Source organism: Aureimonas sp. OT7, assembly GCF_014844055.1.
In the GTDB taxonomy this organism is placed as follows: domain Bacteria; phylum Pseudomonadota; class Alphaproteobacteria; order Rhizobiales; family Rhizobiaceae; genus Aureimonas; species Aureimonas altamirensis_A.
Genome location: NZ_CP062167.1, coordinates 1,356,914 through 1,377,361, shown reverse-complemented (window position 1 = coordinate 1,377,361; position 20,448 = coordinate 1,356,914). Strand labels below are relative to the sequence as shown.

Annotated in this window: 20 protein-coding genes and 1 pseudogene; 11 read left to right on the top strand and 10 right to left on the bottom strand. The window is 65.5% G+C overall.

Annotation, left to right across the window (positions count from 1 at the left end):
* The first annotated feature begins 119 nt into the window (after positions 1 to 119).
* A complete protein-coding gene (locus tag IGS74_RS06675) occupies positions 120 to 833 on the top strand; it encodes a DUF2927 domain-containing protein (RefSeq protein WP_192390342.1) in 714 nt (237 codons plus the stop codon).
* A 55-nt stretch (positions 834 to 888) separates the two neighbouring features.
* A complete protein-coding gene (locus IGS74_RS06670) occupies positions 889 to 1,197 on the top strand; it encodes a hypothetical protein (RefSeq protein WP_192390340.1) in 309 nt (102 codons plus the stop codon).
* A gap of 5 nt (positions 1,198 to 1,202) precedes the next feature.
* Here IGS74_RS06670 and IGS74_RS06665 read toward each other — a convergent pair whose 3' ends face one another.
* A complete protein-coding gene (locus IGS74_RS06665) occupies positions 1,203 to 1,601 on the bottom strand; it encodes a RidA family protein (protein ID WP_192390338.1) in 399 nt (132 codons plus the stop codon).
* 128 nt (positions 1,602 to 1,729) lie between these two features.
* Between IGS74_RS06665 and IGS74_RS06660 the strand changes: the two genes are divergently transcribed.
* Positions 1,730 to 2,338 carry a TetR/AcrR family transcriptional regulator gene (locus tag IGS74_RS06660; RefSeq protein WP_192390336.1) on the top strand — a complete coding sequence of 203 codons (609 nt, stop codon included), beginning with the start codon at positions 1,730 to 1,732 and terminating at the stop codon, positions 2,336 to 2,338.
* On the opposite strand, the gene IGS74_RS06655 is transcribed toward IGS74_RS06660, so the two are convergent.
* The 4 genes and pseudogenes from IGS74_RS06655 to IGS74_RS06635 form a co-directional block, all read right to left on the bottom strand.
* Positions 2,321 to 3,856: a cryptochrome/photolyase family protein gene (locus IGS74_RS06655; RefSeq protein ID WP_192390334.1), complete on the bottom strand. Its 1,536-nt coding sequence runs from the start codon at positions 3,854 to 3,856 to the stop codon at positions 2,321 to 2,323. The two genes, IGS74_RS06660 and IGS74_RS06655, sit on opposite strands and share 18 nt — an antisense overlap.
* Before the next feature lie 44 nt (positions 3,857 to 3,900).
* Positions 3,901 to 5,345 (bottom strand): annotated as a pseudogene (hydA, locus tag IGS74_RS20245) (dihydropyrimidinase).
* A complete protein-coding gene (locus tag IGS74_RS06640) occupies positions 5,345 to 6,160 on the bottom strand; it encodes an aminotransferase class V-fold PLP-dependent enzyme (RefSeq protein WP_192390315.1) in 816 nt (271 codons plus the stop codon). Before IGS74_RS06640 ends, hydA begins: the two are co-directional and overlap by 1 nt.
* Before the next feature lie 141 nt (positions 6,161 to 6,301).
* Complete coding sequence (locus IGS74_RS06635) at positions 6,302 to 7,027, bottom strand: SDR family oxidoreductase (protein WP_192390313.1); 726 nt, start codon at positions 7,025 to 7,027, stop codon at positions 6,302 to 6,304.
* 99 nt (positions 7,028 to 7,126) lie between these two features.
* On the opposite strand from IGS74_RS06635, the gene IGS74_RS06630 reads away from it, so the two are divergent.
* The 3 genes from IGS74_RS06630 (at position 7,127) to IGS74_RS06620 (ending at position 9,657) form a co-directional block, all read left to right on the top strand.
* Entirely contained in the window at positions 7,127 to 8,017 is an 891-nt protein-coding gene (locus IGS74_RS06630; protein WP_192390311.1) for a LysR family transcriptional regulator, read from the top strand.
* Between the two features lie 114 nt (positions 8,018 to 8,131).
* The gene (locus IGS74_RS06625) at positions 8,132 to 9,004 is read left to right on the top strand and encodes an alpha/beta hydrolase (RefSeq protein ID WP_192390309.1); all 873 of its coding nucleotides are present in this window, start codon (positions 8,132 to 8,134) and stop codon (positions 9,002 to 9,004) included.
* A gap of 38 nt (positions 9,005 to 9,042) precedes the next feature.
* Positions 9,043 to 9,657, top strand: coding sequence for an AAA family ATPase (locus IGS74_RS06620; RefSeq protein WP_192391474.1), 615 nt, complete (start codon positions 9,043 to 9,045; stop codon positions 9,655 to 9,657).
* On the opposite strand, the gene IGS74_RS06615 is transcribed toward IGS74_RS06620, so the two are convergent.
* On the bottom strand, positions 9,621 to 10,445 hold the full coding sequence (locus tag IGS74_RS06615; RefSeq protein WP_192390307.1) for a VOC family protein: 825 nt from the start codon (positions 10,443 to 10,445) through the stop codon (positions 9,621 to 9,623). The two genes, IGS74_RS06620 and IGS74_RS06615, sit on opposite strands and share 37 nt — an antisense overlap.
* Positions 10,446 to 10,562: 117 nt before the next feature.
* Between IGS74_RS06615 and IGS74_RS06610 the strand changes: the two genes are divergently transcribed.
* Together IGS74_RS06610 and IGS74_RS06605 are read left to right on the top strand one after the other, a co-directional pair.
* Complete coding sequence (locus tag IGS74_RS06610) at positions 10,563 to 10,946, top strand: VOC family protein (protein WP_192390305.1); 384 nt, start codon at positions 10,563 to 10,565, stop codon at positions 10,944 to 10,946.
* 12 nt (positions 10,947 to 10,958) lie between these two features.
* Complete coding sequence (locus IGS74_RS06605) at positions 10,959 to 11,669, top strand: DUF1428 domain-containing protein (protein ID WP_192390303.1); 711 nt, start codon at positions 10,959 to 10,961, stop codon at positions 11,667 to 11,669.
* 72 nt (positions 11,670 to 11,741) lie between these two features.
* On the opposite strand, the gene IGS74_RS06600 is transcribed toward IGS74_RS06605, so the two are convergent.
* The 4 genes from IGS74_RS06600 to IGS74_RS06585 all read right to left on the bottom strand — a co-directional run bounded on the left by IGS74_RS06600 (position 11,742) and on the right by IGS74_RS06585 (position 17,491).
* Complete coding sequence (locus IGS74_RS06600; RefSeq protein WP_192390301.1) at positions 11,742 to 13,952, bottom strand: TonB-dependent siderophore receptor; 2,211 nt, start codon at positions 13,950 to 13,952, stop codon at positions 11,742 to 11,744.
* Between the two features lie 127 nt (positions 13,953 to 14,079).
* Positions 14,080 to 15,846, bottom strand: a complete 1,767-nt coding sequence (locus IGS74_RS06595) for a TPM domain-containing protein (protein ID WP_192390299.1) — start codon at positions 15,844 to 15,846, stop codon at positions 14,080 to 14,082.
* A 29-nt stretch (positions 15,847 to 15,875) separates the two neighbouring features.
* Complete coding sequence (locus tag IGS74_RS06590; RefSeq protein ID WP_192390297.1) at positions 15,876 to 16,664, bottom strand: DUF3667 domain-containing protein; 789 nt, start codon at positions 16,662 to 16,664, stop codon at positions 15,876 to 15,878.
* A gap of 71 nt (positions 16,665 to 16,735) precedes the next feature.
* Complete coding sequence (locus tag IGS74_RS06585) at positions 16,736 to 17,491, bottom strand: SDR family oxidoreductase (RefSeq protein WP_192390295.1); 756 nt, start codon at positions 17,489 to 17,491, stop codon at positions 16,736 to 16,738.
* Positions 17,492 to 17,593: 102 nt separating this feature from the next.
* Here IGS74_RS06585 and IGS74_RS06580 point away from each other — a divergent pair, with 102 nt between their 5' ends.
* The 3 genes from IGS74_RS06580 (at position 17,594) to IGS74_RS06570 (ending at position 20,371) form a co-directional block, all read left to right on the top strand.
* Entirely contained in the window at positions 17,594 to 18,526 is a 933-nt protein-coding gene (locus tag IGS74_RS06580; protein ID WP_192390293.1) for an AraC family transcriptional regulator, read from the top strand.
* Between the two features lie 97 nt (positions 18,527 to 18,623).
* On the top strand, positions 18,624 to 19,061 hold the full coding sequence (locus IGS74_RS06575; RefSeq protein WP_192390291.1) for a DUF2231 domain-containing protein: 438 nt from the start codon (positions 18,624 to 18,626) through the stop codon (positions 19,059 to 19,061).
* Complete coding sequence (locus IGS74_RS06570; protein ID WP_192390289.1) at positions 19,058 to 20,371, top strand: sorbosone dehydrogenase family protein; 1,314 nt, start codon at positions 19,058 to 19,060, stop codon at positions 20,369 to 20,371. The genes IGS74_RS06575 and IGS74_RS06570 overlap by 4 nt, the downstream gene beginning before the upstream one ends.
* Positions 20,372 to 20,448: the final 77 nt, after the last annotated feature.

The window sequence follows — 20,448 nt, the reverse complement described above, 5'->3', positions numbered from 1 at the left end:
CAACGCATGGTCCTTTGTCGCTTCACGCACGCGTGCAGCCTGTTGCGGCGGATGGCCCGCATACGCCAGAAGTCGTTCCATGGCGTACCGCTTGGGCACGCCATGGGGGCACCGCTTTCATGAAGTTCCATCTCTGGGCCATTGCCCTCATCGCCGCGATCCTTGCCCCGTTGTCCGGCCCGAAGGCGGCGGACCTCCCCGACGATGCCGAACTCATCGCCGGCTTCGAGCGCATCGTCTTCAACGCCGAGATTCCCGGCCGTTTCAGCAATGCCGGCTTCGTCAAGAAATTTGCCGGGCCCGTGCGCTTTCGCGTCGAGAATACGGCCCGCCAGGACAGGCGGGCGGAAGTGGAAGCCTTCGTGCGGCGCATCGGCCGCGACGTCCCGGGGCTGGAAACGCGCATGGCCGAAGGCGATGAGCGTGCCGACTTCATCGTCCACGTCGTCGATCAGGCGGACTACGTTTCCACAGCCCGCAGGGTGCATCGCAACCCCTTCATGCAGGTGCCGGGCAATTGCATCGTGCGCGCCAGCTACGGGCGGCGTGGCATCGAACGGTCGGACGCCATCATCGTTTCCGACAGGGGCGAACGCCTGTTCCAACGCTGCCTGATCGAGGAAATCCTCCAGGGGCTGGGGCCGCTGGACGACAATCCGGACGCCCCGTTCAGCGTCTTCAACGATACCTCCACGCACACGGTGCTGACACGCTACGACCGCATCATGATGACGATGCTGTACGATCCGCGCCTGCGCCCCGGCATGAATCTGGAGGCAGCGCGTCCGTTGCTGCCGGCACTGGCCCGCGATGCACGGCGCGCCACGCGCTGACGGCGTTCACCTCCCGGCTACCATTTGCGGTTATACTTTGCGCATGCGCTTCGCCATGCCCGCCACACTGGCCCTGATGCTGGCCGCCCTCGCCGGCGGCACGGCTGTCCATGCTGGTGAGCGCCAGAGGCTGGTCCTGCCGGACAGGGTCGCCAGCGAGCGCACCTTGCAATTGTCGCCCGGCAGCGGAGTCTTTCCCGGCTATACGCGGCCGCGGCTCGTGACACCCCATAGCGGCGGCCGCGTCATTCTGCGCCGCGGCGTGCCTGTCGGCATCGTCGGCAATGATGGCGTGACGCGCCCGGTGGGCAGCTACGATGACGGGCGCGGCGGCCCCCCGCCCATCATCGTCACCAAGGACTGAATCCTTCAGCCTTGCGCTGGAATGCGCGCGACGACCTTGATTTCGAAATCGTAGCCGGCAAGCCAGGTAACGCCGAAGGCCGACCATGTCGGATAGGGCTTCTCGGGGAAGTACTCGGCCTTGATCGGCAGGATCGTGCCGAACTGCCGTTCCGGGTCCGTATGATAGCTGGTGACATCCAGTATATCGTCGAAGGTGGAGCCCGCCGCCTCCAGCACGGCCTTGAGGTTTTCAAAGGCCAGGCGCACCTGCGCCTCGAAATCGGGTTCCGGCGTGCCATCCGGACGAACGCCGACCTGTCCTGCGACAAACAGGAGGTCGCCGTGCCGCACGGCGGGGGAATAGGCATGCTCCTCGTTCAGCGGGTTTGGATTTGCGGGGTAAACGGGGATTCGCGCGCTCATGGATTCGTCCTTTCGACGATCGCGTAAAGCCACTATCTTTTAGATACGCGGCGTATGTGGAATGTGATGACGTACGGAGCGTATGTCAAGTCAGATACAGTTCGTATGTGAGTTAGGAGAAATGCGTGATGGCGAGCCGGCGGCGTGTGGACACGATGGAAGAAAACCGGCGGAGGCTGATTGCGGCAGCCAGACGCGCCTTTGCCGAACATGGCTTCGCCGATGCGTCGATGGACGATCTCACCGCGGCGGCGGGCCTGACGCGCGGGGCCCTCTACCATGGCTTCGGCGACAAGAAGGGGCTTCTTGCCGCGGTCGTCGCCGAGGTCGACGGCGAGATGGCCGCGCGGGCGCAACTGGCCGGCGAAGCCGCGCCATCCGCCTGGGAAGGGCTGATGGCCGAGGGTGCGGCCTATATTTCAATGGCCCTCGATCCGGAGATCCGCCGCATCGTGCTTCTGGATGGACCGGCCTTTCTGGGCGACCCGTCGCAATGGCCGAGCCAGAGCGCCTGCCTGGAGGTAACGCTTGCCACGGTGGCGCGACTGATTGCCGATGGCACGATGCGGCCGGTGGATGTGGAAGCGGCCGCACGCCTGTTGAACGGGGCGGCGCTGAACGCGGCGCTTTGGGTTGCCGCCAGCGCGACACCGCGGGAAACCCTGCCAAAGGCGGTCGAGGCCTTTCGATTGATGGCGTCAGGGTTTTTGGCAAGGCCCTCAGTAATCGCCCGATGACGGCAGCGCCGCCAGGAAGGTCCTGGCGCTGGCTCGCATGTCGGCCATCACGGCCGCGTCCATCCGGTCGAGAGTCGCATAGGTGCGCGTCATGCGTCGGTTGTGGCGCAGGCGCCCTGCGTTGCGCGCCATGAAATCCCAGTAGAGATAGTTGAAGGGGCAGGCGTCATCGCCGGTGCGCTGCTTGACGTCGTAGCGGCAGTTTTCGCAGTAATCGGACATGCGGTTGATGTAGTTGCCGGAGGCCGCATAGGGCTTGGTGGCGAAGAGCCCGTCGTCGGCCTGCAGGATCATGCCGACGACATTGGGCATTTCCACCCACTCATAGGCATCGTGGTAGACGACGAGATACCACTCCTGGACCTGCTGCGGATCGAGCCCCGCGAGCAGGCAGAAATTGCCGATCACCATGAGCCGCCGGATATGGTGGGCATAGGCATTGTCGCGCGTTTCGCCGATGCATTGCGCCATGCAGTTCAATTCGGTCGCGCCCGTCCAGAAGAAATCCGGCAAGGGCCGGTTCGCTCCCAGCGCGTTGCGGGTCGCGTATCCAGGCATCTCGCGCCAGTAGATGCCACGGATGAATTCGCGCCAGCCGATGATCTGCCGCACGAAACCCTCGACGGCGTTCAACGGCGCGGCACCCTTTCCGTAGGCGGCCAGCGCCGCCTCGCAACACTCTGCGGGCAACAGCAGGCCACAATTGATGAGGGCGGACAGGTGCGAATGGAACAACAGTGGCTGCCCCTCCACCATCGCATCCTGATAGGTGCCGAAGGATGGGAGCGCCTCCTGCACGAACCAGCGCAGGTAGCCTTTCGCCTGCCTGCGCGTCACCGGATAATCGAACGCGTCCAGCCGCCCGAAATGATTGCCGAACCGCTCGCGCACGAGTGCGAGGACGTCTTCGGTCGTCGCATCGGGCGGATAGGCGGGCCTGTCCGGCATCGCCATGCCCGCGGGCATCGGCTCGCGGTTCTCCGCATCGTAATTCCAGCGCCCGCCGACTGGGCTTTCTCCATCCATCAGATAGCCGGTATGGCGTCGCATCCGGCGATAGAAACTCTCCATCAACAAGGTCCGGCCATCGCCCGCCACGGCGTCGAAATCGTCATGGGGGCACAGGAAGCGGTCATCCGGCCGGATGTCGACCGGCACGCCGAGCGTATCCTGCCAACCCTCCAGCATCTGCTGCACGCGCCATTCGCCGGCCTCGGTCACGACGAGGCCGTCCAGCTTGTGGCGCGCAAGGGCGCGCTGAACCTCGCCGGTAAAACTGCCGCTGTTGCCCGCAGCGTCGAGCGCGACATAGTCCACGTTCACGCCATTGGCGACGAGATCCGCCGCGAAATGGCGCATCGCGGAAAACAGGAAGGCGATCTTGCGCTGATGGTGGCGCACATAGGTCGCCTCGTCGGCAAGTTCGGCCATCAGCACGACGTCACCCGTCTGCAGATCGGACAGGCTGGACAGGCTCCGGCTGAGCTGATCGCCGAGAACGGGTCGAAGTCGAGGCATGGGCAGACCGCTTCATCCGGGCCCATTGCGCGGGCGGGAGCGCGCTAGATGTCGTGCACGGCGGCCGCAGCAAGGGCCCTGCGACGCTCCATACCGCCGGCAAGGCTGGACAGACCGCGCGAAACGTAGCGGCCGGCGCCGATGCCGCCGACAAGCGCCCCGTCACGGATCATGACCCGGCCGCCCAGGATGGTCGTCGTCGGCCAGCCGCGCACCTCAACCCCCTCGTAGGGCGTATAATCCGAGCCGTCATGCAACTCGGCATGGCGGATCGTGCGGACCTCGTCCCGGTTCCAGATGGCGATGTCCGCGTCCATCCCCACCGCGATCGCGCCCTTGCGCGACAGGCCATACGTCTTTGCATGGTTGGTCGACGACAAAGCGACGAAACGCGGAAGGTCGATCCGCCCCTTCATGACGCCTTCGGAAAACAGGATCGGCAACCGCGTCTCGACGCCGGGTATGCCATTGGGGATATGGCGAAAGCTGGTTCGCCCACGAGGGTTGAGCTTGCCCATCGGGTCGTCGTAGCGGAACGGGCAGTGATCGGACGAGAACAGGTCGAACACCCCCGTTTCCACGCCGCGCCAGCAGGCATCCTGACTTTCGCGGTCGCGCGGCGGCGGCGAGCAGACGAACTTGGCGCCCTCCCAATCCATTCCATCGAGGTCGGCCGCCGTCAGCATCAAATATTGCGGGCAGGTTTCGCCCACCACCTTGAGGCCACGCGCCCGCGCCCGGGCGATCTCGTCCATGGCCTGTCCGTTGGACACATGGACGATGACGACGGGAACGTCGGTGATCTCCGCCAGCGACAAGGCACGGTGCGTGGCCTCCCGCTCGACCGCGGCGGGCCGGGTCGAGGCATGGGCGCGGGGCGCGACGTCGCCCTGGCCTCATGCAGGCCGATCAGATAGCGGATCGCATCCTCGTTCTCGCAGTGGACCATCACCAGAGCGCCGGTGCGCCTTGCGGTGTCCATCGTGGCAAGGATTTCGGCATCGTTGAGCCTGAGCCCCTCATAGGTCATGAAAACCTTGAACGAGGTATAGCCATCGGCCACCAGCGCCGGCAGCTCCTGCCCCAGGACGGAAGCGGACGGATCGGACACGATCAGGTGGAAGGAGACGTCCGTGTAGCAGCGCCCTTCCGCCAGGGCATGGTAGTCGGCAAGCGCCGCGCGCAGCGAATGGCCCTTCTGCTGCAGGCAGAAGGGCAGGATGGTCGTGTTGCCGCCGAACAAGGCCGACAGGGTTCCGCTTTCGAAATCGTCGGCCATGACGATGCCGTCGCCGGACGGCTGGGCGATATGGACATGACTGTCGATACCGCCGGGCAGCACATAGCGCCCGCTTGCGTCGATCTCCTCGCCGGCGGGGCCGAGCCCCTCCCCGATCATCGCGATGCGCCCGTCGCGGATGCCGATATCCGCACGGAAGACGTCGGACGCGGTCGCCACCGTTCCGTTGCGGATGACGAGGTCCAGCATCACAGCTTCGGCTCCAGCGCGGCGATCAGCCTGTCCACCTCGTCCAGCGTATTGTAGTGGACCATCGACACGCGCACGACGCCGTCCTGCGCCATCAGGCCATGATCTTCCACGATGCGACGCGCATAGAAATCGCCGTTGCGGATGCCGATATGCGCCGCATCGACCGCATCCACAATCCGCTTCGAGCTTTCCGCGCCGACGGTAAAGGAAACGGTGGAAACGCGGTCGGCGACGGCAGAGGATGTACGGCCGATCACACGCACCGAGTTCCGCGACGAGAGGTAGTCGATTAGCCGGGCGGACAAGGCGCGCTCCTGCTCGGCAATGGCGTCGAAGCCCGCTTCTATCGCGGCGCGCCCATCGGCGGCGCCCCCTATGCGCCCGATCTCCTCGACATAGTCCACCGCGCCCATCGCACCCCAGGCGCATTCGTAGTTGATGTTACCCGGCTCCAGCTTGTGCGGCACCCGGCTCTTGTCGAAGAAGTAGTGGTAGATGTTGTCCAGCGCTTCCAGCCGGTCGCGCCGGCCGTACATCACCGCATGATGGGGCCCGAAGACCTTGTAGACGCTGAAGACGTAGTAATCGGCCTTCAAGGCCTTCATGTCGATGGCGCGGTGCGGCGCATAGGCGACCGCATCCACCACGAGCTCGGCCCCGGCCGCGTGGACGATGTCGGCGATCTCGGCGACCGGGTTGATCGTGCCGAGGATGTTGGAGGCGTGGGTGACGCAGACCAGCCGCGTCCGCTCGCCGATCAGGGCCTTCAACGCCGCAAGGTCCAGCTCGAAGGTTTCCGGGTCGCAGCGCATGCACTACGATAGTTGTTTCGCATACATTTCGGTCGGCCCCATCCTCCGCACCAGGGCTGCGGCGGATGGTCATGCCGCCATGGTGCAGGACGCCGCCGATGATCTCGCCATCGGCGGCGGATCCCAGGCTCGTCCCCGTCTTCAGTTTGCGGACGCGGTTGGCCGAATGGTGATCTCCGTTGTGTCGACATGCGCCGGGGCCTCGATCGCGTGGCGCACCGCGCGTGCGATATCGACGGGCTTAAGGGCGATGGCACGGTAATCGTCCATCATCGCCATCGTCTCGGCATGGGTGATCGTGGAGGCAAGGTCGCTCTCCACCACGCCCGGATTGACGCAGGTGACCCGTATGTCCGGGCTTTCCTGCCGCAGCCCGTCGGAGATGGCGCGCACGGCGAACTTGGTTGCGCAGTAGACGGCGGCCGTCGGCACGACCGAAAGCGCGCCAATGGAGGCGATGTTGACGATGTGGCCATGCCCCTGCGCCTTCATTGCCGGCAGCACGGCGCCGATGCCCCAGAGAACACCCTTGATGTTCACCTCGACCATGCGATCCCACTCGTCCTCCTTGAGCGCCGCCATCGGCGACAGGGGCATGATGCCGGCATTGTTGACCATGACGTCCACACCGCCCCAAAGGTCCAGCGCGACCTGCACGAAGGCTTTCATTCCGGCACGGTCCGTCACCTCCAGCGCCCGGGCCTCGGCGATGCCGCCCGCCGCGTTGATTTCGGCCGCGATCCGCCTGATGCGGTCCAGGCGCCTGGCCCCCAGCAGGACGCGCGCCCCGGCGCCTGCGAATTCGCGCGCCAGGCCTTCCCCGATACCGCCTGAGGCACCCGTGATGATGATGATGGTCTTGTCCATGATTGTCTCCTTGACCCGATGTCCGGAGGCAAGATGGACAGCTCCCGGTGTCGCCGGTATCCTCGATCGGATCGACTGGCTGGTTAGCGGTGCTGGACAATGCACATGGACCTCAATCTTCTTCCGATCCTGCTTGCGGTCGCCGAGGAGCATAATTTCAGGGCCGCGGCGGACAGGCTGGGGGTGACGCGCTCGGCGGTCAGCCAGGGTATCAGGCGCCTGGAAGACAGGCTCGGCGTCGCCCTCGTGGTGCGGACGACGCGCTCGGTCCGGCTGACGGAGGCCGGCGAGCGGCTGTCCGAATCACTGGCCGGCCCGATGGCGGAAATCGCCACGGCGCTCGATGAAGTGGCCGGCGACGGAAAGCCGCGCGGCCTTCTTCGGATCGCCGCAACCTCCATTGCGGAGCGGTTCTTGTCCGGCCGGCTGATCGCTTCCTTCATCGAGGAAAATCCCGGCGTGGCGCTGGACGTGATGGTGAGCGACGAGGAGTTCGATATCGTAGCCGCCGGCTTCGACGCCGGAGTGCGGCTGGGCGAAGTGATCGAGCAGGACATGATCGCCGTGCCGCTGGGTGGCGAGCAACGGGAAGTCGCGGTCGCGGCGCCGGCCTATCTTGCAGCGCACGGCACGCCGCTGCATCCGCGCGACCTCGTCCATCACAGATGCATCGGCTGGCGACGCGCCCTGAACGTGGCGCCGCATCGCTGGGAGTTCGAGGAAAACGGCCTCCCGTTCGACGTACAGGTGGAACCCCAGCTCAGCACCAACGACCTGCGCCTGATGTTGCGAACGGCCCTGTCCGGGGGCGGCATCACCTTCGCACCGCTGGATACGCTGCGGCCGCATATCGACACGGGCGAGCTCGTGCCGCTTTTGGAAAGCTTCCTGCCGCCATTCCCCGGCTTCTTCCTGTATTTCCCTCAGCGCCGGAACATGGCGCCCAAGCTGCGGGCGCTTATCGCGCATGTGCGCCGGGAGGGCGTTTGACAAGTGGCGACGCTACGCCAGTTGCAACCGGGCAGCCGGCCTGCACATCGCCATTCAAGGGAGCGCTGGGGTGGGACACGGCAGATCGGGCTCCTGTTACCGGACCCTCCACCCATGAGCATCACCCGGCGTTTTCGTGCGGCGTCCTTCGTTGCGGGGATCGCCGTCCTGCTGACGGGCTGCGCAAGCCAGGTGGTGGACCTGATCACCAGCCGGGCAGGCTACAGCGTTTCCAAAGACATCCCGTACGGGCCGGATCCACGCCAGACATACGATCTCTATGTGCCTGACGGCGCAACGGCGAGAACGCCGCTGGTGGTGTTCATCCACGGGGGATCGTGGGACACAGGCTCCAAGACCATCTACCGTTTCGTCGGACAGGCGCTGACGGCGCAGGGCTTCGTGGTCGCCATCCCCGAATACCGGCTGTACCCGGAAGTCACCTTCCCCGCATTCGTCGAGGACGCAGCCATGGCATTCGCGGCTATAGAAGACAAGGCGCGGGCCGGCGCCGACGGCCTGCCGGGCGGGCAGCACCCCATGGCGCTCATGGGCCATTCGGCCGGGGCGCAGATCGCAGCACTCTTGGCGTTCGATCGAAGCTATCTCGACGCCGCCGGCTCATCGCAGGAGCGCATTTCCGCGTTTGTGGGCCTGGCCGGGCCTTACGACTTCCTGCCGTTGACGGACGAGCGCTACAAGCGCATCTTCCCGCCATCGCTGCGGCAACGCAGCCAGCCCGTCACCTATGCAGGCGGCACCGGACCGCCGACGCTCCTGATCCATGGCACCGCCGACAGGACGGTCGCGGCCGATAATTCGGTGTCCATGGCGCGCGCCATAGAGGATGCAGGCGGTCAGGCTACGCTGCGCCTTTTCGATGATGTCGATCACCTTGGGCCCATCTCGGCCTTTGTCACGGCACTCCCGGTCGGGGACAAGGCGATCAGGGAAACGGTCTTCACGTTCCTGCGGGACCATGAATAACGCGAAGCCGGACCGGCAGGAGGGAAGCAATGCGCGTGATGCCGCAACCGCTCACTCTACGAGATGTCGGATTTCGAGGGAGCGCCCGGGATGGACGGCTCGTCGTTTTGTCCGGCTGTTCGGGCGGCGGCAAATCCAGCCTGCTGGCGGAACTTTCAAAGCGGGGTTTTGCCACCGTTCCCGAGCCCGGCCGCCGGATCGTGCAGCGCGAAGCGCGGGGCGGCGGGGCGGCGCTGCCGTGGGTGGATCTTGCCGCCTTCGCCGTCCAGGCGCTGGCATTGGCGGCCGAGGACAGGAAAGCCGCCGCGCATCTGCCCGGTCCGGTCTTCTTCGACCGTGGCCTCATCGATGCCGCCGTGGCGCTGGAGCATGCGACCGGCCATCCTGCACGGCAGACGCTTGCGGATCATGGGCGCTACCACCCGCAGCTTTTCCTGACGCCGCCCTGGCCTGAAATCTACGTCCATGACCCGGAACGTCGGCATGGGCTGGAGGAAGCGATCGCCGAGTATGATCGCCTCCTCGCCGCCTCCATCGACCTCGGTTACGAGGCAGTCATCTTGCCGAAAACCGGCATCGCGGCCCGGGCGGACTTCGTGCTGGATTGCCTTCTGCGTCACGCTCCCCGCTCGAAGCGGATCTCGACGCCGTAGGCGGCTTCGGCCGGGATGGCCAGCCTATCGCCCGCACGCTCGAACGCGATGCCGGCTGCCGAAAGGCGCTCTGCCTGCCCGTCGATATCCGGTACGGCGACGGCGAAGGCCGTGAAGCGGGCACCGTCGCCATGGTCGGCCCGCACCACCTCTAGCCGGCCGCCATCCAACGGGACGATACCATCGTCTCGCGGCGTTGCCCCGGTGAACGCGGCAAGGAAGGCTTCGTGCTCCCGCGGATGCGCTGCGACAAGCGTGACGCCCACCACATCGCGCCCACCATTCCGATGGGTCTGGAAATCCGCGTTCCAGAAATTTTCTGGATAATGCTGCTGGCAGACGAAGAAGCCGGCGTCCGGCGCGGACGGGTCCGCGGCGAAGGCCAGCGTGAACGCGACATGCGTTTCGCTGCCATCCGGTCGCCTGCCCTTTCGCTCGAAGAAGAAGGGCTCGAAATCGCCGATACCGGCCCTTGCGAAGCCTGCGGCGTCGGCCTTGGCATCGGCGCTGTCCAGCACCAGCATGGCCAGCCCTTCCCGCAGCTTGAGATAATCGCGCACGAACGCGCCGAAGCTGAACCGGCCTGGACCATGCGGGGAAATCGCAACACCATCCTGTCCCACCGAAATCAACTCGATGAAGGACGAGCGAAACTGGACGAGCCTGTTTTCGGTGCCCCAGGGATGCCGGTTGCGTGCGCCGACCTGGAAGCCGAGGCGGCCATAAAAATCGCCCGCTGCATCCAGATCGCGGACGGCGACGACGAGGTGATCGATCCCACGGGTCATCGAAATTCTCCTTGCTGCCGGACGGGCATAGCGACCCCGGCCCGATATTGACAGTCTCCGATTGTGTTGATATCAACTTATCTCAGGACAGGAGACTGGCGACAAGGGAGAGCCGCCATGCTTTCGGACAAGTCATCATCCGCCATCATCGCGATATCCGACATGCCACGGGCCCGGGCCTTTTACGGCGGGCTGCTGGGCCTTGTCGCCGTGGAGGAAGACGACGAGGTAACGGTCTACGCCACCGGCGATACGCATCTCGTCGTCTATCGCTCCGACGAGGCCGGCTCCAACCGCGCCAACGCCGTCGTCTTCGACGCCGCGGGCGACATCGAGGCCATCGTGGCGGCACTGGCCGTCAAAGGCGTCACCTTCGAGCACTATGCCATGGACGGCATCGAGTACCGCGACGGCATCCATTATGCCGGCGGCATGAAGATGGTCTGGTTCAAGGACCCGGACGGCAACATCATCCACATCAACGACATGCCCAAACCATAAGAGGAAACGACCATGCCCTATATCGTCGGATGCGTGCTTCCCGTCCTGCCTGGCAAGCGCGAACGCTTCATCGAGCAGGCACGCCAGTCGGTGCCCTTCTTCCGGGAGTTCGGCGCGCAATCCGTCGTGGATGCGGTCAGCGACGACGTGCCGCACGGCAAGCTGACGGATTTCTACCGATCGGTGGACGCCCGGAACGACGAACTTGTCGGCTTCGGCTGGATCGAATGGCCCGACAAGGCAACGCGCGATGCCGGCGAAGCGAAGATGATGGAAGACCCGCGCATGGACATGTCCGACATGGCCTTCGACGGCAAGCGGATGATCTTCGGCGGCTTCGACCCGGTGGTGGATGAGGGGCCCGGCGGCGCATTCGGCTATGTCGACGGCTTCGTGCTGGCCGTGCCGACGGCTGGCAAGGACACATTCGTCGACCATTGCCGCAAGGCCGCGCCGTTCTTCCTGAAACATGGCGCGACACGGCATGTCGAGTGCTGGGGCCTCGATGTGCCGCCCGGCAAGGTGACCGACTTCCAGCGCTCCGTGCAGGCGAAGCCGGACGAGACCGTATGCTTCTCGTGGATCGAGTGGCCGGACAAGGCCACGAGGGATAGCGGCCTGAAGGCTGTCTTCACCGAGATGGAAAACAGCGGGGAAGACAATCCCATGCCCTTCGACGGCAAGCGGATGATCTATGGCGGCTTCGAGGTCGTCAGCCGTTAATGTGAAAAAGGCGGGCCGCCCTGCATCGGACGGCCCGCCGATATCGGTGGATCTTCGCCGCCGCCGACGATCCTAGAACTCGAACGCGGCAGAGACCGTGAAGGTGCGCGATGCACCCGCCGCCAGGAAACCGCGTGCCGACGAGGCCCAGTAATCCTCGCCGAACAGGTTCTCCACATTGGCGCGCAGTTCCACCGGCTTGTCGTAGGGTCCGGTGAAGGCGTAGCGCAGGCCCGCATCGACGCGCGTCCAGTCGTCGATCTTCTGCGTGTTCGCCTGGTCGTACCAGGTGCTGCCCGTATGGATGACGCGGCCCGTCAGCGTCAGACCGGGCGTCAGCCAGTTGATGTCGTATTCGCCGTAGAGGTTGAAGGCGACATTGGCGACGCCCGGCACGTCATTGCCGTCGAAGCGGCCGCCGGCGGTGCGCTCCAGCTCGGCATCGAGCAGCGTGACGCCGCCCAGCAGCCGCACGCCGTCCGCCACCTCGCCGAAGACATTCAGCTCCAGGCCGCGATTGACCTGCCGGCCGCCGACCGAGAATATCCGGGTGACCGGGTCGGTGAAGCCGCTGGCCTGCGTGATCTCGAACAGGGACGCGGTCACCGCCATGAAGCCGAAATCGTATTTGACGCCGACTTCCTTCTGGTCGTTCACCACCGGTGCGAAGATTTCGTTGGCATTGGCCGCGGTGGCCGGGGCGATGGGCCCCTCCGTCAGCGATTCCACGTAGTTGCCATACACCGACAGGCTGTCGGTCACGCGCACCAGGGCGGCCACGGCCGGGCTCAGTCGGGAATCGCTGTAGTAGTAGTTGCGTTCGCCCAGCGTCGGGCCCGGCACGGTGGAGAAGCCGCGCGAGCGGATATCCTGGTAGCGCCCGCCCAGCGTCAACTGGAAGCGGTCGTCGAACATGGACAGCGTATCGGTGAGTGCGATGCTGGTGAGCTGCAGGTCGGCGAATTTCGGCCGGCCGCTGGCGCGCGGGAATGCGCTGGTGTCGATCGGCCCGCCGACGAAGAAGGTAGGGTCGTAGATATTGGTCGGGAAGCTCGGCAGCACGACGCGCGCAAAGCCGCCACGGTAATTTTCGTTCAGCGCCTGCGAGGCCGAGACGTTCAACTGATGGCCCACGGCCCCGGTCTCGAACGCGGACCGTGCGCCGACCTCGCCGGTGAAGCCCTGGATCTTCTGCGGCTGGATGGCCAGCGTGGCGGTGGCGTCACCGTTCTCGTCCTGGATCAGGTAGGACGAGGTGAGGAAGTCCTCCCGGTAGCGGCTTGCGCCACCGGCGATATACAGCGTGGTATTGTCGAAGATGTCGTATTCGATGCGCCCGGCCGCCATCTGGTGCACGCTGTCGATATATTCGAACGAGTTGGCGGTGTTGATGCTGCCGTCCGGCGCGCGCGGAATGGTGATGCCGGGCACCGCGCCGTTGAACAGGGATGTCGGTGCATCGATCTGCTGGTTGGAATAGTTGAGATCGAGCGATGCGCGCAGGCGCTCGCCCCGATAGTCCAGCCCCACCGCGCCGACGCCGAGCTGGATGTCGTTGCGATCCAGCGTGGTATCGCCCGCGCGGTACGATCCGTTGACGCGGATGCCCCACTCTCCCGTCGGGCCGTAGCGCCGGCCGATATCGAAATGCGGCCAGACTTGCGAATCGCTGATGTAAGTGGTGGTGAGCCGCGTCAGCGGCGTATCGCCCGCCCGTTTCGGCACGAGGTTGATGCTGCCGCCCACACGGCCGACGCCACCATTGAGAAGGGTGGACGGGCCTTTCAGGATCTCGACCCGCTCGATCCCCTCCAGATAGCTGCGCCGGGGATTGGCGATATAGAACAGCCCGTCATAGGCCGTATCCAGATTGGTCACCGAAAAACCGCGGATAAAGAAGGCGTCGCGCTCGCTGAAGGCCGGGGCGTCGTTGCGCACCGATGGGTCGTTCAGCACCACATCCGCCAGCGTGCGCGCCTGCTGGTCGCGGATCAACTCGTCGGTGTAGCCGGTTATGTTGAAGGGCGTTTCCATGAAGCTGCGATTGCCCAGCATGCCCAGCCGGGCGCCGGACCCCACCTGCCCGCCGGCATAGGGCGCGGGCGGCTGGCCAACCGTTCCGGTGGCCGGCAGGCCGTTGCCGCCCTGCCCTGCGCCCTGCACGACAACCTCGTCCAACAGCACCGAGTCGATCTGCTGCGCTTGGGCGGACGTGCCATGCGCCAGCGCCAGGATACACGCCCCGCCCGCCAGATAGCGGATAAATGCGCTTTGCTTCGACATCGCCCAACCCCTTCGCGATCGACCCTCGGACCGGGCTTACGATGGCGGGATTGCGGCACTCAACGAAGAACGCCTCTAAATTATGACTTGTTCATCATGTTTCTGTGATCGACGTTTCCGCCTACTCCTATTGGAGAAGATCGTAGCTGATCAGATCCAGTTGCGGCGTATCCTGGATCAGCAAACTGTTGCGGGCGATGAAGCGGTAACGCTTCCCCTCTTCCAGTGGCACCGGCATCAGCGCCGGGACGTTCGGGTTGACGTAGAGAATGAGGTCCTGCCCGCCTTGCGTGCGCGCATGCAGCGCCGGGCCGGTGTAGCGCGTCATCGGCTCGTTGATGCCGAGCGTGCTGTCGCCCCGGTCCGGCGCGGTCGAAATGATGGTGGCGTCCACGGCCACCAGTCGGCGCGCGGTGGACCCCGTCTGGGCCGTCATGGCATCCAGCGTGCCATAGCGCACATCCCATTCCAGCGCGCGTGCATCGCGCATGATGCGGTATGCGGCATCCGCCAGCACCTGGCTGGCGGTCCGTGGCTGCGCGCCTGCGGCGACGAGGTCGATATAGGATTGCAGGTAGGTGCGCAGCGGCTCCACCGTATCGTACTGCACCAACAGGCCGGGGCCGAGCGCCACGCCCGCCTGCCCCGCCTCCGGAGCCACCACCAGCACGGCCCCGTTGCCGACATCCAGCTTGCCCACGCGCAGCTGCCGCATGGCATCCAGCGCATATTCGTCGGCCGTGCGGCCCTGCAGATCGCGCGCGACGATGGTGACGATTTCCACATTGGCCGCTGCGGCGAAGCGGAAGGCCGTATCCTGCAATCGGTCGCGGATGGACGGCCCGAAGATGCCGAGCTCGTCATAGACGAACCGGTCGAACTTGGCGGGCGTCGCCTCCGCGCCCAGGCGCGGCATCCTGTCGACCTGCGATTGACGGCCGGCATCGGCCTCGCGCATGCGGCGCGCCTCATCCGGCATCATGATCTGCCCCGCGCCGGGTATATCCGGCATGCCGGCCGGCCCGGCCTGCGGTTCCGGGGCCAACGCCGGCGCGGTTTCAACGGCGGCCACCGTCACGTCGGATGCGCCGTCGCATGGCCCGCCCTGCTGCTCGCAGGACTGAGTCCACCCCGCCTCGATGGCGGCAAGCCGCTTTGCCCGGCCCGGATGGGTCGGCCCATCGGCCTCGGGGATGAGTGCCCGGATCGCGATCTGCGCATCGGGCAGCGCCGCGCCCATCTTGAACAGCACGAAGCCGGAGAATGTGTCGGCCTCCAGCTCGGTGGGGGGCTGGCTGCCGCCCGGCACCATCGTGTGGCCCGAAAGATGATGGCCGATCTCGTGCGCCATGATCGACAGCGGCGACCAGTTATTATCGCGCGTGGCGGTGCGCACCTCTTCCATGAAGCCGGCATTATAGGCGATCACCCGTTGCGGGATGCCGTCCGGCCCCAGCACGATCATCGCCGCGGCATTGGGCACGTCGCCTTCCATGATGCGGAAATTCTGCGGCAGGCCGGTAAAGCGCATGATGGCGCCAACGGCCTCCACCCCGCCCGGTTGTTCGGGCGCGGTCAGGGCTTTCGGGTCGACCGCCAGCGCCTTGCCCTCGTAGGAGCAGGCCTGCAGCATGGCGCTGAGCTCCGTTGCCAGTTCCCCTTCGCTTAAGCCGGCGGCATCGCCTTCCCCGGCCGGGGTGGATTGCTGCGGCGGCGCCGGATCCTGCGCCTGCGCCATCAGCATGCCCTGCTCCGCCTCGGCCAGACGGGCGAAGATCGGATCGCAGATTTCGCTGTCCGCCTTCGTCGGAAACGGGCTTCGCGGTGCGGCCCCTGCGCCGGGCACAGATGCAGCAAGGCCGGCAACGAGCCCGCAGGCAAACAGGGTCTTCATAAGGCGTCCTCCCACGCGGAACCGACCAGTCAGCGAAGTTGCGCGATGACGATACGGATCACCGCGCGCGCATAGAGATAGAGCAGCCCTTCCTTGGCGACATAGAAGACGGCCGCGCCGATGGCCGGCCACCACCATTGCCGCCGCCAGTCGACGGCAAAGAACTGCCCGAAGGCAAGGAAGACGATGCCGGCCTCCACCCAATCCATATAGAGGCCCGTCAGTTGACGGTGCCGTGCCACGAGGTCAGGCCCGGTGTGCAGCAACAAGGGCGACAGGTTGATGATGTTGGCGACGATGATGACGAACTGCACATAGGTCGCCAGCACCAGATGCTCGAAGAAGTTGAAGCCCTGTCGCCGCCGGAAGACGAGGTTGGAAGCGATCAGCACCGCGACGATGCCGAGCGAGAACGACCATTTCGACCAGGCGCGCACCAGTTCCAGCGCCCTGGACAGGCGTGTATCGCCGGCTTCCAGGTAACCCGTCTGTGCGATGACGATGAGCAGGATGACGATGGCGGCCAGAAGCAGTTTCAAAGGGTGCACATGCGCCTTGCGCTGGCCCAGCACATAATCCCGCGCCACCCGGCCCGGCCGCAGCGACACGTTGAAGGCGGCCTTCAGCATCTCCGCCTCGAACCAGCGCAGCTTCTGCCAGATCTCGTCCTTCAGATGGGCGCGGCCGAAGCGGTCGGCCTTCTTCTGCCCGCAGGCCTGGCAATAGGGGCCCGTCAATGTCGCCCCGCAATTGCGGCAGACATCGGCCTCGAAATAACTGTCGTTCAGCGCCCCGCCCGCCGGCAACTCATCGCTCACAGGTTACGAAGATGCCGCGCCCGGCGGGGCGCGGCAAGGCGCAAGCGCCGTTTGCCTGCGGGATCGACGCGTCAGTCCCTGGCGGCCAGCGCCTTGGCATCGGCGCCGGCCGGCAGCATCATGGGGCAATCCGGGTCGGTCGCGGCGCGCAACACGGCCTCGGCGACATCCTCCGCCGTGGTGACGGGGCCCGCCGCATGCTGCTGCATGGCCTCCATCGTCTTGCCGACGAAATCTCCATAGGCTTCCGGGAAACCGCCATTCCGGCCGATCAGCGCCCGGGCGCTGTTGCCGAAGCTGGTGGTGGGCGCCGCCCCCGGCAGCACGACGCGCGCCCGGATGCCGAACTCGGCCAGCTCCAGCGCGGCCGATTGCGTCAGCATGTTCACCGCCGCCTTGCTTGCGGCGTAGACCGACAACAGCGCCATCGGCGCAAGCGTGGTGCTGGAGCTGACATTCACGATCACGCCGGAGCGCCGCTCGCGCATGGCGGGCAGCACCGCCTGCATTGTCGCGATGGTTCCCAGCGTGTTGGTTTCGAAGATGTGGCGCGCCATGTCCAGCGGCGTGCCTTCCACGGCATTCAGCCAGCCGATGCCGGCATTGTTGACGAGAACGTCGATCGGGCCGGCCTTGGCCACCGCATCGTGGATGCTGCGGGCATCCGTCACATCCAGCGGCAGGACGCGCAGCCTGTCGGATTCGGGCAGCGTGCTGGCGGCGGGGTCGCGCATCGTGGCGACGACGTTCCAACCCTCGTTCAGGAAGCGCAGGGCGATCTCGCGGCCGAACCCGGTAGAGCTACCGGTGATGAATACGGTTTGCATGGGCTTTCTCTCTGTCCTTGCGTTGCCTGAGGGGGAGATAGACGCTGCACGCCGGACGTTCTACGTTTCATCGTCCGCAAGACATTGGAGACCGTCCAACCCGTGATTGATCCGCTCGCCGAGGTGATCGCCCTTCTGAAACCCCGTGCCTCCTTCGCCAAGATGGTGACGGCCAGCGGTCGCTGGGCGGTGCGCCCGCCGCACGACAAGCCGTTTTATGCCGCCCTTCTGGAGGGCGAAGTCACCCTGGCGGCCGGCGGCCGCGCGCCCGAGCGGCTGCATGCGGGCGATTTCGTTCTTCTGCCGGCGACGGACGCGTTGCAGGTAACCAGCCGTATTCCGCCCGAGGGTGGGCGCACGACAGAGCCGCTGGAACTCGGCCCCGGCGTCTTCCGCATCGGGCCGCAGGGGACGCCCGACACGCGCATGCTGGTCGGCACCTGCACCTTCGGCTCCGACGATTCGGCGCTGCTCGTCTCGCTGCTTCCCGATCTGGTCATCGTGCGCGGAGAGCGGCGGCTGACCATGCTGGTCGAGCTGTTGAACGCGGAGGCGCGCGGCCAAAGGCCGGGCCGCGACGTGGTGCTGGGGCATCTGTTGCAGGTACTGCTGATCGAGGCGTTTCGCACGACGAAGCTGTCATCCCCTGCCCCCGGCCTGTTGCGCGGCCTTTCGGACGAAAGGCTGGCGCCGGCCCTGCGCCGGATGCATGGCGAACCGGCCCGGCCCTGGACGGTGGGCGAGCTGGCGCGCGAGGCGGCGTTGTCGCGATCCAGCTTCTACGACCGCTTCCGGCGCGAGGTCGGCGTTGCGCCGATGGACTACCTGCTAAAATGGCGGATGGCCCTGGCCAAGGATCTGCTGCGGAGCGCCGACAGCCCGGCCGTTGGGGACGTTGCCCGGCGCGTCGGCTACAGCTCGCAAAGCACGTTCAGCGTAGCCTTTTCGCGGGAGGTCGGCGCAGCGCCCAGGACCTATGCCCGCCGGGCCGTGCATGGGATGGCAAACGGGGCGGACGTACAGGCTTCGGGTTAGCGCCGCATCGCATCGCAGAAATGGTGCCGTCCTGCAGTGTGACCGTTGGAACAGATCGATCGCCGGTTTGTTTCAGGCGAAAGCACCGGAGTTGCGCATGACCCATACTATCGACGGCGGGAGGTCCTTCTCCAGGGCCATACACGGCATCCTGCTCAGCTTTCCGGTAGCCCTTTTCGCGACGGCGCTCGCGGCGGATATTGCCTACCTCAACACCGCCGAAATCCAGTGGACCAACTTCGCGAGCTGGGCGATTGCCGGAGCCCTCGTGTTCGGTGGATTGGTAGCCGCCTGGGCGCTTGTCGACTGGCTCTTGAAGCTCCGCCGCGCCGACAGCGGCAGCCGCCTTCTCTACTTCGCAGTCGTCGCTCTCATGTGGGTTCTTGGTCTCGTCAACGCGTTCCATCATGCGCGGGATGCGTGGAGCTCCGTCGGCACTGTGGGCGTTGGCCTGTCGGCTGTCACCACCATCCTCGCGCTTGTCGCAGGCTGGATGTTCTTTTCCCGAACCACACGCTTGGAAGCCGCCCGATGACCCGAACATTCCTGATGACCGCGGTTGCAGCATTGGCGCTGACGGGCTGCAGCGAAAGCGACCCCTCCCTCAACGAGGTCGGAGCAACGCCCGATCTGCCGGCGGTGAATGAAACGCTGATACCGCCGATGAAGATCGCCGAGCCCGCCGGGTGGAACGGCGAGGTTCCGACCGTGCCGGAAGGGTTCACCATCAACGCATTGGCGAGCGACCTTCTGATCCCCCGGCAGATGCTCGTTCTACCAAACGGCGATATTCTGGTTGCAGAAGGGCGTGGCGGCAACGCGCCGGCGCTTCGCCCGAAAGACGTGATCGCCGGCTACATCAAGAAGCAGGGCAACACGCAGGTTCAGAGCGGCAACCGCATTACCCTTCTGCGCGATGCCAATAATGACGGTACGCCGGAAATCAGAACTGTCTTCATCGACAATCTGAACGCGCCCTACGGTTTGGCCTTCGTCGACGGCGCCGTCTACGTCGCCAATCAGGATGCGCTTATGCGCTTCCCCTACCAGGAGGGGCAGACGGAGATTACCGCGCCGGGCGAGGAAGTGGCCAAGCTGCCTTCGGCAATCAACCACCATTGGACGAAGTCGCTCGCGGCCAGCGCCGACGGCTCGAAGCTCTATGTCGGCATCGGCTCGAACAGCAATGTCGGCGAACGGGGCATGGACGTGGAGGAAGAGCGGGCCGTCGTCTGGGAGATCGATCGCCTGACCGGCGCAACCCGCACGATTGCCCGTGGCATCCGCAATCCGACGGCTCTGGCGATCGAGCCGACGACCAACAGTCTATGGGCCGTGGTAAACGAGCGCGACGAGCTCGGGCCCCAACTGGTGCCGGATTATCTGACATCGGTGCGCGATGGCGCGTTCTATGGCTGGCCATACAGCTATTGGGGCAAGAACCTCGATCCGCGCGTTCATCCGCAGAAGCCCGAACTCGTCGATACGGCCATCGCGCCGGATTACGCGCTCGGCTCACACGTTGCGGCCCTGGGACTGTCGTTCACGACGGATAATGGCTTTGGCGGAGACTTCGCCCAGGGCGCCTTTATCGGCGAACATGGAAGCTGGAACCGTCAGGATCCGTCGGGATACAAGGTCACGTGGGTGCCGTTCGAACAGGGCCAGCCGGCAGGCGACCCTGTGGATTTCGCGACCGGCTTCCACATCGAAGGCGGCGAGACGCGGGGCCGCCCGGTGGGAGTCACCTTCGATCCGAACAAGCGGATCCTGCTGATCGCCGACGACCTGTCCAACACCATCTGGCGCGTGTCTCAGAACCCCCAGGAGCAGGCATCGCGTTGATGCAGGCCTCTGTACCGCCTGCGTGAGGCTTCCACGCAGGCTATAGAGAACACTACTGTGTCGCCGGTCCGCAAAGG